This window comes from Rhizobium sp. RAF56 (genome assembly GCF_052113965.1).
Classification (GTDB): Bacteria; Pseudomonadota; Alphaproteobacteria; order Rhizobiales; family Rhizobiaceae; genus Rhizobium.
In genome coordinates, this window is sequence record NZ_JBFRDU010000024.1 from 15,164 (window position 1) to 28,635 (window position 13,472).

Below are 13,472 nucleotides of genomic sequence, written 5' to 3' on the forward strand. Positions count from 1 at the left end.
GGTTCCCCTCTGTACTCGCCGCATCTCAGCGATTTCAGGGCAAACCTAACAACCAAAGCGTGATACTCTCCTAGATAGACTGCTATGCGCCCGTATACTCCTTGTCCCCGTAACGTTAGGGATGCCCTCAATCCCTTGATTACAATAACAACAGAAAGACCAGGAACGCCAGAACCACCAGCACGGTACAGGCGGAATAGAAGATCGAAATACCCGCCTCGACGTCGCTGGCGGTTGCAATGTCGCGCCCCGATCCGTTGATCATCGGCTCGCGAACGATCTCGCCGCCATAGACGCGGGGCCCGGCCAATTGAATGTCCAGAGCGCCGGCCATTGCCGCTTCCGGCCTGCCTGAATTGGGGGAGCGATGCAGCCCGCCGTCACGCACCGCCACGCGAAACGTGTTGGCGAGCGCGGCAATGCCGTTCCTGACGAGTGCGCCGGAAGCGATCAACAGGATCGACAGCCGTGCTGCCGGCCAGTTGGCCACGTCGTCCAGCCGGGCGGCCGCCCGGCCGAAATCGAGATAGGTCTCGGATTTGTGACCTATCATCGAATCCGCCGTATTCAGCATCTTGTATGCAAAGAGACCGGGCAGACCGAAGATCGCGTACCAGATCACCGGCGCCACCACGCCGTCGGAAAAGTTTTCGGCGAGGCTCTCGATCGCCGCGCGGCAGACGCCAGCCTCGTCGAGCGTTTCGGGATCGCGCCCGACGATCCGCGAAACGGCACGCCGCCCCCCGTCCAATCCCTCGCGCCGCAAGGCATCGGACACGTCGCTCACATGGTCGGCAAGGCTTTTCTGCGCAAGGAAGACGGCAACCAACATCGCCTCGATCGCAAGCCCGATAAGGCCGAACCTGGCAAAAAGCACGTGCACCGCCCAGCCGACGAGCGCGGCACCCGCAAGGAGGACGACGATCGACAACAGGCCGTTGCGCCGGCGTCCCTCCGCCGGAAGTCGCTTCAGGTTCAGATGCCGATCGAAATAGGAAATCGCCTTTCCGAAGACGACCACCGGATGCGGCACATGCGACCACATCCAGGCCGGGTCGCCGACGATACGATCCAGAAGCAGCGCCAGGACAAGAATAAGCAGGTGTTGGTCGATCATGGTCTTTCCATATCCGCAAGCGCGCCGGCAAGCCGCCGGTCGGCTTCCTCGTCGGGGGTAAGCCCGAAGCGCAGCCAATCGCCCGCGTAGTCGAACTTGCGGATCAGAATGTGGTGGCGGGCGAGATGGTCATATATGTGGGCCGCGCGCGGATCGGCAACCAAGGCGAAGAGATCAGTGCCGCCCGCAACCGTCAACCCTGCATCGGCAAGCACCGCGCCAAGCGCCTGCCGACGCTTTCGGATACGCGCGCGGATCGGCGCCGTGTCGGTGGCGAGCAGGTCGGCAGCGATAGCAAGCGCCGGTCCCGATACCGCCCATGGCCCCAGCCATTCGTCAAAGCGGTCGAGCAAGGAGGCTTGCGCGATCACGAAACCGAGCCGCAGGCCCGCGAGGCCGAAGAACTTTCCGAACGAGCGGAAGATGACGAGATTGGGCAGTACGGACGCGCGAGGGGCAAGGCTCGTTTCGGAATTTCCGTCCCCGAAAGCCTCGTCGACGACGAGGTACCCACCCCGCGCCCGCAGCACGTCGTGCAACGCCACCATCCGATCCGCGCCCCACAGCCTTCCGTCCGGATTGTTGGGATTGACGACGACGACCAGCTGGTGCGCAGCATTCACGGCATCGAGGCTTGAGATCGGATCGAGGGCAAGGCCGGCGCGGGCAAAGGCGCGGGCATATTCGCCGTAGGTCGGGGAGACGACCGCAACGCGTGCACCTGGCGCAAGCAGCCTCGGGAGCAACTGGATGACGGATTGCGTGCCGGGCACCGGCAACGGCAAAATGCCTCCGCTTCGATAGTATCGGCGCGCCGCCGCGCGTGCGGCATCGACGCGATGCTCATCCGGAAGCCGATGCCACGCTGAAACGGGAATATCCGGCAGGGAAACGGGGTTGGGATTGATGCCGGTCGACAGATCGAGCCAATCTTGCGGCCGGCCGCCAAAGAGGCGCGCCGCCGCGGTGATGCCGCCGCCATGCACGATTTTGCCGTTCATTCCGCTTCCCCGGCAATATCGATCAGGTGCATGTAGGACCCGGCGACGTTGCCGCGCTGGTGGCCGGTCGTTCCGAGATCGTTGCCAAGCGCGTCGCGTGCGGCGAACAGGCGACCGGCCTCGTCTTGCGAGGCGATGGTCGAATAGTGGAACTCATGCGCCGTCATCAGGCGCGTGAAAAATGAGCCTTCGAGGGGCGTAACGCGCCGGTAGCCGAGGTGCCGCTCCCGCTTCTGATAACTGGTCGTCACCGGCAGGAGCCCAAGCATCGCATGCCGCTCGCCGGATGCGTCGATCAATCCCTCGCCGAGCACCATGTAGCCGCCGCACTCGCCATAGATCCTTGCGCCGCGCGCGGCCGCTTTGAGCATCGCCTCGCGAAAACCGTTGCTGGCGGCGATCCGGCCGGCGTGCAATTCCGGATAGCCGCCCGGCAGATAGATCGCATCGGCATCCGCGCCAGGCGCCTCATTGGCGAGCGGTGAAAAGAAGGAGATCTGCGCACCGCGCCGGCGCCAGCCGAGCAGCATATGTTCATAGGAAAACGCAAAGGCGATATCGCGCGCGACGGCGATACGTTGTCCCAACGGCATGAGGCGCGCAATGTTTGCCGTGGAAGGCCCGATCGGCTGCTGATGCGCCGAGCGCAGCAGCTGGTCGAAATCGCATCCGGCGGAGATCGTCGCCGCGGCGCGCTCGATGAAATCTTCCAACCCGTTGTGCTCGCCAGCCTGCACCAACCCGAGATGCCGCTCCGGTAAAGTCAGCGCCGTATCGGCGCGCAGAACCGCGATCACCGGCATGCGGATGGCGGCAAGCGCGTTGCGCAACATGGCCTCGTGCCGGTCGCTGGCGACGCGGTTGAGAATGACGCCGGCGATCCGGACATCGGCGCGAAAATTGGCAAAGCCGCTGACGAGGGGTGCCACCGAGTGCGACATGCGCGAGGCGTCGACGACTAGGACGACAGCGAGCCCGAGAAATGCGGCCAGATCGGCGGGTGTGCCGCGACCATCGGCGGCGCCATCGAACAGACCCATCATCGCCTCGACGATGAGGACGCGCCCGCCCGCCCGATGCAATGCGGCATTGGCGGAGATCAGCTCCTCGCGCATAGCCCAGGGATCGAAATTCAGGCACGGCGCGCCGGTGGCCGCCGCATGGAATGCAGGATCGATATAGTCCGGCCCCGCCTTGCCCGGCGCGACGGCAACGCCCCTCGCACGCAAGGCCCGAAGCAGACCGAGCGTGACCGTCGTCTTGCCGGAGCCTGACGCCGGAGCCGCGATCAGGAGCCCGCTCATGCCGGGACGCGGCGGCCGCGAGCCGTCTGCGCCTCCGGTTGCAGCCGCCGGCCGGCAAGCGCCCCGAGCCAATCGAGCGAGGATCTGAGCCGCACGACCTCGCCGACCACGACGATCGCGGGCGGCTCGATGCCGAAGGCGGCGACCGCGGCTTGCGCCTCGCCGAGCGTTGTTTCCAGAACGCGCTGCGCGGCGGTTGCCGCATTGCAGACGAAAGCGACCGGCTCGTCCGGCGAGCGGCCCGCCGCAATCAGGTTGGCGCTGATCTGGCCGATATGTTTTATCGCCATATACATGACGATAACAGGCGAGCCCTGCCCTATCGCCTGCCAGTTGATGGCATCCGGCACGACGCCGGAGGAATCATGGCCGGTCAGGAAAGTGACCGCATGGTTGACGTCGCGGTGGGTGACGGGAATGCCGGCATAGGCCAATCCGCCGATCCCGGCGGTGATGCCGGGCACGATGCGGAACGGGATATTGTGCTCGACCAGCGTCAGCGCCTCTTCGCCGCCGCGGCCGAAGACGAATGGATCGCCACCCTTGAGCCGAAGTACGCGTTGTCCGGCCCGCGCCAGTTCGACCAGGCGAAGAGAGATGTCGCGCTGCTTGGCCGACGGCTTGCCGCCACGCTTTCCCGCATATTCGAGTGCGGCACCCGGCCGCGCGAGTTTCAGGCACTCCTCGTTGACCAGCGCGTCATGAACCACGATATCGGCCTCCGCCAGGCCCTTGGCGGCCAGCAGCGTCAACAGGCCCGGATCGCCAGGCCCAGCGCCGACCAGCCAGACGCTGCCCGGTTCCAGCGTCGGAAGGGAGGAAAATGCGGTATCACTCATGCCTGCTGTCCTATGCCCGGCGGGCAGAAATTGCAATCTGGCGCAGCATAGGACGATCCGGTAGTCAGGGACCCCGGGTCTGCGATGCCAACTTTGCTCGACGCGACGGCAGGCTCGGAACGAGAATTGAATCTCTTTGAGAAGACGCGGAATCAAATCCGCAGGCAATCCTTGCAAGCCATTGATATCGCGACCGGCTCTCCTCAATCGGCCTTTGCAAGCAGTTGCTGCATGAAGCGCGCTTGAATATGGGCGGCCTTGCGCCCGGCATCGTCGAGATAGGCGGAACCGCAAAATTGCGTGAGGTCGGCGGCGTCGGCGGCGTTCCGATGTTGCGCGGAGCCGGCGATCACCACCCGCCAGGCGCAGCCGAGAACGGCATTCGGGCGTACGGCATGGTCACAGCCCGTGCTCAGGCACAACGACACGCGCCGCTGGCTCTCCTTGATTCCGGCGATGGCGTCCGAATAATCCTTGGCCCAGCGCGTGCGGCTCGATTCGCAGTTCAAGGCGGCGCCATTCTGGCCGCATGCGACCGCCGCATTGATATAGTCGTCCGCCGGAGGCCAGTCGGGGCCTTCCGCCAGGCTGACACATCCGCAGGCAATCAAGGCAGCAACCGCAAAATTCACGCGAATCCCTCAACGACGTTTTCGCCGATGTTAGGAAGACCCGCTCGCTCGCACAAGCGGGAGAATGTGGCGTGACATTCCGATCTTCCTCAAACCCTGCGCAAGATGGTGTCGGAGATCAGATCGATGACCTTCTCCGATTCGATACCGGTGCAGACGATCTGGCTCGGCAGGTCGTCCCAGTCGCCCGGCGGGAAGCGCATGCCGTCCGGCTTGACGATCGTCTGGCCGTCGGCGATGCCGCCGCAGACCACGCGCACCGGCCCGGTGACGATCGAAAACAGCTCCGGCGCGACGACATAGACGCAGGCGCAGCTGTCATGCACCATCATGCCATCCTCGACGGCGTGCTTGTAGAAATCGATGTAGGATTGCGACAGGTCGTTGAGGAGCTGGACATCCTTGCCGCCGACCTTCGCCATGTCGGCGAGATAGCTGCGGCTCATGATCGTCACCGCCGTGACGTCGAGGCCGACCACGACCACCTTCCACGCCGCCGTCATGACGACGTCCGCTGCCTCCGGATCGCCGTGGATATTGGCTTCCGCCACCGGCGAGACATTGCCCGGAACGTAGAAATTGCCGCCCATGATGACGACATCCTTCACCAGCGTTGCAATTTCCGGATCGTGTTTCAGAGCAAGCGCTAGGTTCGTCATGCGACCGACGGCGACCAGTGTCACCTCGCCCGGATTTGCGCGCACCGTATCGATGATGAAGCGATAAGCCGGGCGCGGATCGAGCGGCAGGTCGATGACCTCAGGCACGTCGATACCGCCGAGGCCATTGTCGCCATGCACGAAGGTCGGCCACGGCCGCTCCTGGCGCGACGGATCGAAGGTTACGCCAGCGCCCCGCGCGACCGGGCACGGAATGCCCCACTCCCGCTTGAGAAACAGTGCGTTGCGCGTCGTCGTCTCGACGGAAGCATTGCCGAACACCGTCGTGATGCCCAGCAGATCGATCAAAGGATGGCGATGCAGGAAGAGAAGAGCCATGGCGTCGTCGACGCCCGGATCAGTATCGTAGATGACCTTGTGCATGATTAGTCCCTGTTATCCCGCGCCGAGCTGCTCGCAACTGCTGCGTCGGCGCGGCATCACCATAGCCGCCGCGCGCATTTCCGCAACCACGCAAGCTGCCGAACGCCATCGCAGGGATCGGCAAGGATCTATTCCATTTCGGCAATCGCGGCCGTTGCGAAGGCGGATTTTATCTTCGCCAACACCAGCTCCGCCGCAGGGCCTGCGGCCGCAAGCGCTGCCGCTTCCGCCACCCCATGACAGCCGACCCGCGCAAAGACGAGTTCCGACGGGTTCTTAAGCCGCGGGGTCTCTTCCTCGAGCCTTCCGGCGCTGAAGAACCGTGCAGGTACGTTCAGACGTCGTGCCGCTTCCAGGATCGCGGGCTCACCTTCCTTCATGTCGATCGAGGCCAGCGCCGCCACCTCTTCGGGCGCTATCCCCGCTTCGCGAAGCGCGCGTTCGGCAAGAGCGCAGACGTCCTCGATCGGGGCGGCTCGTTCACAACCCAGGCCGACCACGAAACGGCCCGCCATCGGTCGATCGTTTCCCACCGTCATGAATGCCCTCTCGTTCACATTTTGCCGGACTATGGCCCAACGGCAGTTGCCGCGCTTTGTCGCGAATGCAAGATAGCGCATTCCAGTCGTTCGAGTCCCTGCCTTGCAAGACCTTGCCCCCCATCTCATTCTTCTTCTCTTCGTCGCTGCCTTCTTTGCCGGTTTCGTCGATTCGATCGCCGGCGGCGGCGGGCTGATCACCGTGCCCGCCATGCTGATCGTCGGCCTACCGCCGCTGCAGATGCTGGGCACCAACAAGGCACAGTCGATCTTCGGCGCCGCCTCGGCGACCATCGCCTATGCCCGAAAAGGTCATGTACACCTTCCCTCGCAATTGCTGCTGGGGCTGATGGCGGTCGGCGGCGGCGCACTTGGGGCGACGCTTGCGACCATCCTGCCGGGCGACCTGCTGCGCGGCATGCTGCCCTTCCTGCTGATAGCTATCGCAGTCTATTTCGCCCTCAAGCCCAACCTCGGCGATATCGAGCGCCATCACCGCATCAGCAAGACGGTGTTCGGATTGACGCTGGTGCCGCTCATCGCCTTTTATGACGGCGCATTCGGTCCGGGCACCGGCTCCTTTTTCATGCTCGCCTTCGTGACGCTCGCGGGCTACGGCCTTCTCAAGGCGACCGCGCACACGAAGCTCCTCAATTTCGGCTCCAATCTCGGCTCGCTCATCGTCTTCGCCTCCTATGGCGTGATTCTCTGGAAGATCGGCCTTATGATGGGCGTTGGCCAATTTCTCGGCGCGCAGGCCGGCTCGCGCTTCGCCATGCGCAACGGTTCCAAAATCATCAAGCCGCTGCTCGTCTGCGTCTGCATCGCCTTTGCCGTCAAACTGATCTCGGATCCGACAAACCCCGTTCGGATGTGGCTCGGCATATAGGCTGTTTTGTTTCGCCTAAGGCATTCCGCGCGAGTTCGGATTTTTTCGATAACTGAGGCACGTCAAAAGAGCGCCAGCAGCAAGGCGCCGCTGGCGATGAGCGCCACGCCCAGCCAATTGACGAGATGGAGCTTCTCGCCGAGAAAGATGACGCCGAAGACGGCGACGAGCACGATGGAGAGCTTGTCGATCGGGGCGACGCGGGCAGCGTCCCCAAGCTTCAGAGCGCGAAAATAGGCAAGCCACGAGGCACCGGTCGCCATGCCGGAAAGGCCGAGGAAGAGCCAGGTCTTTCCCGAGATCGTGGACGGGGGTTGCCATTGGCCCGTGGCGGCGACGATGGCTGCCAGGACGACGACGATGATCAACGTGCGGATCAGCGTCGCCAGATCGGAGTTGACGCCGGCGACGCCGATCTTGGCGAAAATCGCCGTCAGCGCCGCGAAAGCCGCCGAAAGGATCGCCCAGAACAGCCAGCTCTGGGTCATCAGAATTCGACGCCCGGCTGACCCTTGATGCCGGAGCGGAACGGATGCTTGATCAGCTCCATCTCCGTCACGAGATCGGCGATCTCGATCAGATCTTCCTTGGCGTTCCGGCCAGTGAGCACGACGTGGGTCATATGCGGCTTTTCCGTCTTCAGGAAATTCACGACCTCGTTGATGTCGAGGTAGTCGTAGCGCAGCGCGATATTGATCTCGTCAAGCAGCACCATGGAGTTGCGCTCGTCGCGGATCAGATCCTTTGCCTTCTCCCAGGCGGCAGCAGCCGCCGCAACGTCGCGGGCGCGGTCCTGCGTTTCCCAGGTAAACCCCTCGCCCATGGTATGGAACTGGCAGATATCGGAAAAATGCTTCTCGATCAGGTCGCGCTCGCCGGTCCACATCGCGCCCTTGATGAACTGCACGACGGCCGAGGGTTTCCGGTGCGCGATATGCCGGAAGATCATGCCGAACGCAGACGACGACTTACCCTTGCCCTTGCCTGTGTGGACGATGATCAGGCCCTTCTCATCGGTCTTCGTGGCCATGATCTTGTCGCGCGCCGCCTTCTTCTTCGCCATCTTTTCGGAATGGCGGGCGTCTTCTTTGCCGGTAAGGTTGTCGATATCGTCGGTCATTCGAATGCTCACTTTTCTGGACGTATGTAGTGGAAACGGCAGTAGGCTATTTCGAGCACCTGCTCGTCGGCAGATCCGCGAACGCGGTAGACTAAGCGATGCTCACCTGAGATACGGCGGGACCAAAAACCGCGAAGCTCACCGCGCAACGGCTCAGGCTTGCCGACACCTGCAAAAGGCGTTCGCATGCACTCCTTGATGAGCACGTTGATTTTTTCAACGCAGCTCCAGTCATTTTGCTGCCAATAGACGTAATCGAGCCATGCACGGTGCGACGAAGCCAATTTCACGGCTTGCGTTCCACAATATCATGGTCAACTGCGCCACCGGCCTCCATCTCCGCAATGGACTCGCGAAGAAGCTGCGCGTTCACAGGATTGCTCATCAGATGAAGCGTCTCCTGCATGCTCTCATATTCTTCCTCGGAAATGACAACGACGGCCTTCTGCTTGTTGCGCGTGACAAAGAGCGGCGCGCGACTATCGATGACCGCGTCCAGATGCGATGCGAGATTTTGTCTGAACTCCGTGAAGCCGACATGGGCCATGATGCTCTCCATACGATTTCTGTACATAAATACGTACATCCAAGGCACGTAGTCGTGAAATTATGTCTCACCGCTCACCGGAAATCGTCGATTTCTCTGCCAAAGGGCCGCCGCGCCAGAGATAGAGGGCGACCAGCGGCTCCCCACTCGTCTTCATGGCGTGACGCGCATCCGACGGATGATGGATCATTTCTCCCGGGTGCCGCTCCTCAAAGGTGCCGCCTTCCTTGCTCCACAGCGATCCACCGGTCAGCGGGATATAGATTTCCTCGGCGACATGGTGGTGGTCGGGGTAGTGGATGCCAGGGCCGAGCATCAGGAAGCCGCCGGCCATGACTTCACTTTCGAAATGGCCGCGGGTGCCGAACAGCTCGGTCCAGCCATAGCGCTTAAGGAAGGCATTTCCGAAATCATCGGCGTTATATGTCTGCGCCCAGTGAAGTGAGGGCGCCGCATGCATGAGGGCGCGCAGCAGAATAGTCTCGCGATTATCCGAGATCACCGGCGCAAGATAACTGACGACCGGCAGGCTGCGGGGCGCAAGCAGACGTTCGGGCATCTCCCAATCGAAACCATTCAGGAACCGCGCCAGCACCTCGGTCTCATGGGAGGCGAGATAAGCGCGGAAGCTGTGCAGCAGGGGTGTCAGATCGCTCATGAAAGCAGCGCCTCGGCTGAGCCAGTCGCCTGCAGGTCGAACTGTGCCGAATTGCTGCGCGGGATCCAGAGCCCGCGATCGATTGCTTCGAGCAGGCGCGCCTTCATCTCGTTCAATGCCGCCGGGTTCTTCTCGGCCATGAAATCGCGCACGAGGTGGTCCGCGACGAAGGCCTGGTAGACCGCCTCGAAATGGTGGTTCCGCACGGCACCCGTCGTTGCAGCGAACGCAAAGAGATAGTCGACGGTGGCGGCGATTTCGGCAGCACCCCTGTAGCCGTGGCGCATGACGCCGGCGATCCACTTCGGATTGACGACCCGGCCGCGAACGACACGGCCGATCTCTTCCTCGAGCGAGCGGATCACCGGCTTTTCCGGCCGTGAATGGTCGTTGTGGTAGATCGCCGGCCGACTGCCGCCGAGCTTTTCGGCCGCCGCCGCCATGCCGCCCTCGAACTGGTAATAGTCGTCGCTATCGAGGAGATCGTGCTCTCGGTTGTCCTGGTTCTGCACCACGGCCTGGATGGAGCGCAAGCGCTCCTCGAAGACGCCACGCTCTGCGCTGCCCTCGTCGCCTGCGCCATAAGCGTAGCTTCCCCAGACGAGATAGGCTTCCGCCAGATCGGCGCGGTGCTCCCAGCCCTTCTCGTCGATCAATGCCTGCAGGCCGGCGCCATAGGCGCCGGGCTTGGACCCGAATACGCGGAAGCCGGCTCGCTTGGCCGCGGTCGCCTCGTCGAGACCGGCTGCCGTAAGCCGCGCCGTCTCGCCGCGCATGCGCTCTGCGATCGGATTGTCGGCCGCATCCTCTTCGAGCGCGCCAACAGCCCGGATCGCCTTGTCAAAAAGCGCGATTTGCTCGGGAAAGGCATCACGGAAGAAGCCGGAAATGCGGAGCGTCACGTCCACGCGCGGCCGTCTCAGCATCGCCTGCGGAATGATCTCGTAACCGGTGACGCGCCGCGAGGCCATGTCCCAGACCGGCTTGACGCCGATCAGCGCCAAGCCTTGCGCGATATCGTCGCCGCCGGTGCGCATGTTCGAGGTGCCCCAGGCGGTCAGCCCGAAAGAGACCGGCCATTCGCCGTGATCCTGGACGTAGCGTCTGACCAGCAATTCGGCGGATTTCTTGCCGAGTTCGTAAGCGGCAGGCGTCGGCACGGCGCGGCTGTCGATGGAATAGAAATTGCGCCCCGTCGGCAAAACGTCGGGCCGCCCCCGCGTCGGCGCGCCGGAAGGGCCGGGCGGCACGAAGCGGCCGTCGAGACCTCTCAACAGCGCTTCGATCTCGGCCGGGCCGCAGGCGTGGATCGAGGGCCTTAGACGGTTTTCGATCTCGGCAAGAACGGCGCCGGTCTTTGTCCAGTCGTCTGGACAGACCGTCTCGCCCGACACAAGCCTGGCCGCCAATAGTTCGATACGCTCGACGGTGTCGCCGTTGGTGCGCCACGGGTCGTTCGAGACGTCCTGCAGCGGTTCCGGGCGCAAACCGTCCCAGGACGCCGCCATGTCGCAGTCGAGGGGGTCGAACAGCGGGTGAGCCCCCGCCAGGCCCTTCAATCCCGCATCGCCAGCGATCGCCCGCTGCAGGCTCATATCGCCGCCCTCGCCGAGGCCGCGCGGCACGCGTGCCAGCGCGACGGTCAGATCGGTCAGCAACCGCCCCTCAGGCGAAACGCCGAAGATGTGCAGGCCGTCGCGGATCTGCAATTCCTTGAGGTCGCAGAGATAGGCGTCGAGTTTCTTCAGCGCGCTGTCCTCGCCTTCATCCTTGGCGATGCCGGCATCCTGGTCGAGCCCGATGTCGGCGACAAGATGCAGAATTTGCTTGCGCAGCAGGCGAATGCGGCGCGGGTCGCTGCCGGAAGCCTCGTAATATTCGTCGACCAGCGCTTCCAGATCCTTCAGCGGTCCATAGCTTTCGGCGCGGGTCAGCGGCGGCGTCAGGTGGTCGATGATGACGGCGCTCGTCCGGCGCTTGGCCTGCGTGCCCTCGCCCGGATCGTTGACGATGAAGGGATAGAGATGCGGCAGCGGACCGAGGATAGCCTCCGGATAGCAGGTCTCGGATAGCGCCAGAGCCTTGCCCGGTAGCCATTCGAGATTGCCGTGCTTTCCCATGTGGATGACGGCATGAGCGTCAAACTCTTCGCGCAGGAAGGCATAGAAGGCGAGATAGCCGTGCGGCGGCACCAAATCCGGCGAATGATAGCTTTCCTTCGGATCGATGTTGTAGCCGCGCGCCGGCTGGATACCGACCAGCACGCCACCGAAACGGCAGAGCGGCAGCGCGAACCCCTCGCTCAGAAAATACGGATCGGCCTCCGGCGCGCCCCAACGCGCGGTGATTTCGTCCTGAATCTGAATGGGAAGAGATGCAAAGAAGCTTTTGTATCGGTTGAGGGAAAGTACCTCGCGCACCAGCTTGCCGTCGCGCCCGGAGTTCGTCGGGCCTTCCGCCAGATGCCGCATCAACGCATCGCCGTCAACCGGCACATCGGCAACGGGATAGCCAGCCGAAAGCATCGCACCGAGCACCTCGATGGTACCCGCCGGCGTGTCCAGCCCGACGCCGTTGCCGAGCCGGCCGTCGCGGTTGGGATAGTTCGCCATGATGAGCGCGACGCGGCGGTCGCGGGGCGTTGTCCGGCGCAGGTGCGCCCAGTTCGCCGCAAGCCGCGCGGTGTAGCGCATCCTGTCCTTAGCCGGGACGCTGGCGACGATATTGGCCTCGACTTTGCTGTCGTAGCGGGCAGCGACCTTAAAGGAGACGGCGCGGGCAAGCACGCGTCCATCGACCTCCGGCAGCGCCACGTTCATGCCCAGATCGCGCGCCGAGAGCCCTTGCGACGACGCCTCCCAAGCCTCACGCGAGGAGGCCGAGAAGATCGCCTGCAACACCACGGCGTCGTTCATTTCCAGAACCGTGGGCTCGCGGTTCGCACCGGGCGCGGAGACCGCAAAGCCGGTGGTGTTGACGACGACGTCGGGCTTCAGCTCGGAAAAGACGCTTTCGAGAATGCCCTTCGATACGGGGTCCTTGAGGCTGTAGGCAAAAACCGGCAGCGCCCGAATGCCCTCGGCCGTCAATGCATCGATCAGGGCTTCGACCGGCTTGGTCTCGCCGCTCTGGACGAGGGCGCGGTAGAAGCTGATAGCGACGATCGGCCCTGCGGCGCCGCCGGCAACCTGCCGCCATTGGTCAAGCCCGATCACGCCCCTTCCCGGCCACCAGATGCCGGCCTTCATCAACGGCGCCGCCGGTTCCGGCTTTTCAGCACCGGAGAGCATCGCCGAGGCATAGGCGAGAAATGACCGCGCATTCGCATCCCCGCCCTCGATCAGATAGGACCAGAGCGCGTTGAGATCGTCGAGCGCAACGTTGGAAAACGGGGTCAGCCCGGGATCCGGCTTGGAATCGCCCGGTAGTGCCGCGATCAGCGCTCCCTGACGAGCGGCGACAGCGTGCAGCGCTTCCAGTGCATAGTTGAAATAGCTGGCGCCGCCGAGCGCGCGGACGATGATCAGCTTCGCATGGCGCGCGGTGCGCTCGATGTAGGTATCGACCGACATCGGGTGCTTGAGGCTCATCAGGCTCGCTAGCCGCAGCGAATGCCGCTCGTCGCCCTGCCCGTAAGCCGCGGCAACGGCCGCAAGCTCGGTGTCGGCGGCCGAGAGGAACAGGATGTCCCCCGGCGACTGGCCGAGATCGATCGCCTCATCGCCGTCAGCGATCGTTCCTTGCTGGGCTAGGAGGAGATGCATGATGACACCACTTTGTCCT

Annotated in this window: 14 protein-coding genes; 1 reads left to right on the plus strand and 13 read right to left on the minus strand. The window is 63.5% G+C overall.

Features of this window, described 5'->3' with window-relative positions; all coding sequences use genetic code 11:
• Positions 1 to 139: 139 nt before the first annotated feature.
• From cbiB to AB4048_RS19595, 7 genes are all read right to left on the minus strand, one after another.
• Positions 140 to 1,117 carry an adenosylcobinamide-phosphate synthase CbiB gene (gene cbiB, locus AB4048_RS19565; protein ID WP_442203652.1) on the minus strand — a complete coding sequence of 326 codons (978 nt, stop codon included), beginning with the start codon at positions 1,115 to 1,117 and terminating at the stop codon, positions 140 to 142.
• The gene (gene cobD / locus AB4048_RS19570; RefSeq protein ID WP_442203653.1) at positions 1,114 to 2,118 is read right to left on the minus strand and encodes a threonine-phosphate decarboxylase CobD; all 1,005 of its coding nucleotides are present in this window, start codon (positions 2,116 to 2,118) and stop codon (positions 1,114 to 1,116) included. Before cobD ends, cbiB begins: the two co-directional genes overlap by 4 nt.
• Positions 2,115 to 3,422: a cobyrinate a,c-diamide synthase gene (locus AB4048_RS19575; protein WP_442203654.1), complete on the minus strand. Its 1,308-nt coding sequence runs from the start codon at positions 3,420 to 3,422 to the stop codon at positions 2,115 to 2,117. The genes cobD and AB4048_RS19575 overlap by 4 nt, the downstream gene beginning before the upstream one ends.
• A complete protein-coding gene (gene cobA / locus AB4048_RS19580) occupies positions 3,419 to 4,261 on the minus strand; it encodes a uroporphyrinogen-III C-methyltransferase (RefSeq protein ID WP_442203655.1) in 843 nt (280 codons plus the stop codon). Before cobA ends, AB4048_RS19575 begins: the two co-directional genes overlap by 4 nt.
• A gap of 203 nt (positions 4,262 to 4,464) precedes the next feature.
• Entirely contained in the window at positions 4,465 to 4,893 is a 429-nt protein-coding gene (locus tag AB4048_RS19585) for a hypothetical protein (protein WP_442203656.1), read from the minus strand.
• Between the two features lie 89 nt (positions 4,894 to 4,982).
• Entirely contained in the window at positions 4,983 to 5,936 is a 954-nt protein-coding gene (locus AB4048_RS19590; RefSeq protein WP_442203657.1) for a nucleoside hydrolase, read from the minus strand.
• A 128-nt stretch (positions 5,937 to 6,064) separates the two neighbouring features.
• Positions 6,065 to 6,475: a cobalamin biosynthesis protein gene (locus AB4048_RS19595; protein WP_442203658.1), complete on the minus strand. Its 411-nt coding sequence runs from the start codon at positions 6,473 to 6,475 to the stop codon at positions 6,065 to 6,067.
• A gap of 103 nt (positions 6,476 to 6,578) precedes the next feature.
• On the opposite strand from AB4048_RS19595, the gene AB4048_RS19600 reads away from it, so the two are divergent.
• Positions 6,579 to 7,364 (plus strand): TSUP family transporter, encoded by a 786-nt coding sequence (locus AB4048_RS19600; RefSeq protein WP_442203659.1) that lies wholly within the window; start codon positions 6,579 to 6,581, stop codon positions 7,362 to 7,364.
• A 62-nt stretch (positions 7,365 to 7,426) separates the two neighbouring features.
• On the opposite strand, the gene AB4048_RS19605 is transcribed toward AB4048_RS19600, so the two are convergent.
• The 6 genes from AB4048_RS19605 to cobN all read right to left on the minus strand — a co-directional run bounded on the left by AB4048_RS19605 (position 7,427) and on the right by cobN (position 13,453).
• Complete coding sequence (locus tag AB4048_RS19605; RefSeq protein WP_442203660.1) at positions 7,427 to 7,852, minus strand: EamA family transporter; 426 nt, start codon at positions 7,850 to 7,852, stop codon at positions 7,427 to 7,429.
• Positions 7,852 to 8,484: a cob(I)yrinic acid a,c-diamide adenosyltransferase gene (gene cobO / locus AB4048_RS19610; protein ID WP_442203661.1), complete on the minus strand. Its 633-nt coding sequence runs from the start codon at positions 8,482 to 8,484 to the stop codon at positions 7,852 to 7,854. Before cobO ends, AB4048_RS19605 begins: the two co-directional genes overlap by 1 nt.
• Positions 8,485 to 8,492: 8 nt before the next feature.
• Positions 8,493 to 8,774, minus strand: coding sequence for a Txe/YoeB family addiction module toxin (locus tag AB4048_RS19615; RefSeq protein WP_442203662.1), 282 nt, complete (start codon positions 8,772 to 8,774; stop codon positions 8,493 to 8,495).
• A complete protein-coding gene (locus AB4048_RS19620) occupies positions 8,771 to 9,031 on the minus strand; it encodes a type II toxin-antitoxin system Phd/YefM family antitoxin (RefSeq protein WP_442203663.1) in 261 nt (86 codons plus the stop codon). Before AB4048_RS19620 ends, AB4048_RS19615 begins: the two co-directional genes overlap by 4 nt.
• Positions 9,032 to 9,098: 67 nt before the next feature.
• Positions 9,099 to 9,689, minus strand: a complete 591-nt coding sequence (locus AB4048_RS19625) for a dimethylsulfonioproprionate lyase family protein (RefSeq protein ID WP_442203664.1) — start codon at positions 9,687 to 9,689, stop codon at positions 9,099 to 9,101.
• Positions 9,686 to 13,453, minus strand: coding sequence for a cobaltochelatase subunit CobN (gene cobN / locus AB4048_RS19630; protein ID WP_442203665.1), 3,768 nt, complete (start codon positions 13,451 to 13,453; stop codon positions 9,686 to 9,688). The genes AB4048_RS19625 and cobN overlap by 4 nt, the downstream gene beginning before the upstream one ends.
• Positions 13,454 to 13,472: the final 19 nt, after the last annotated feature.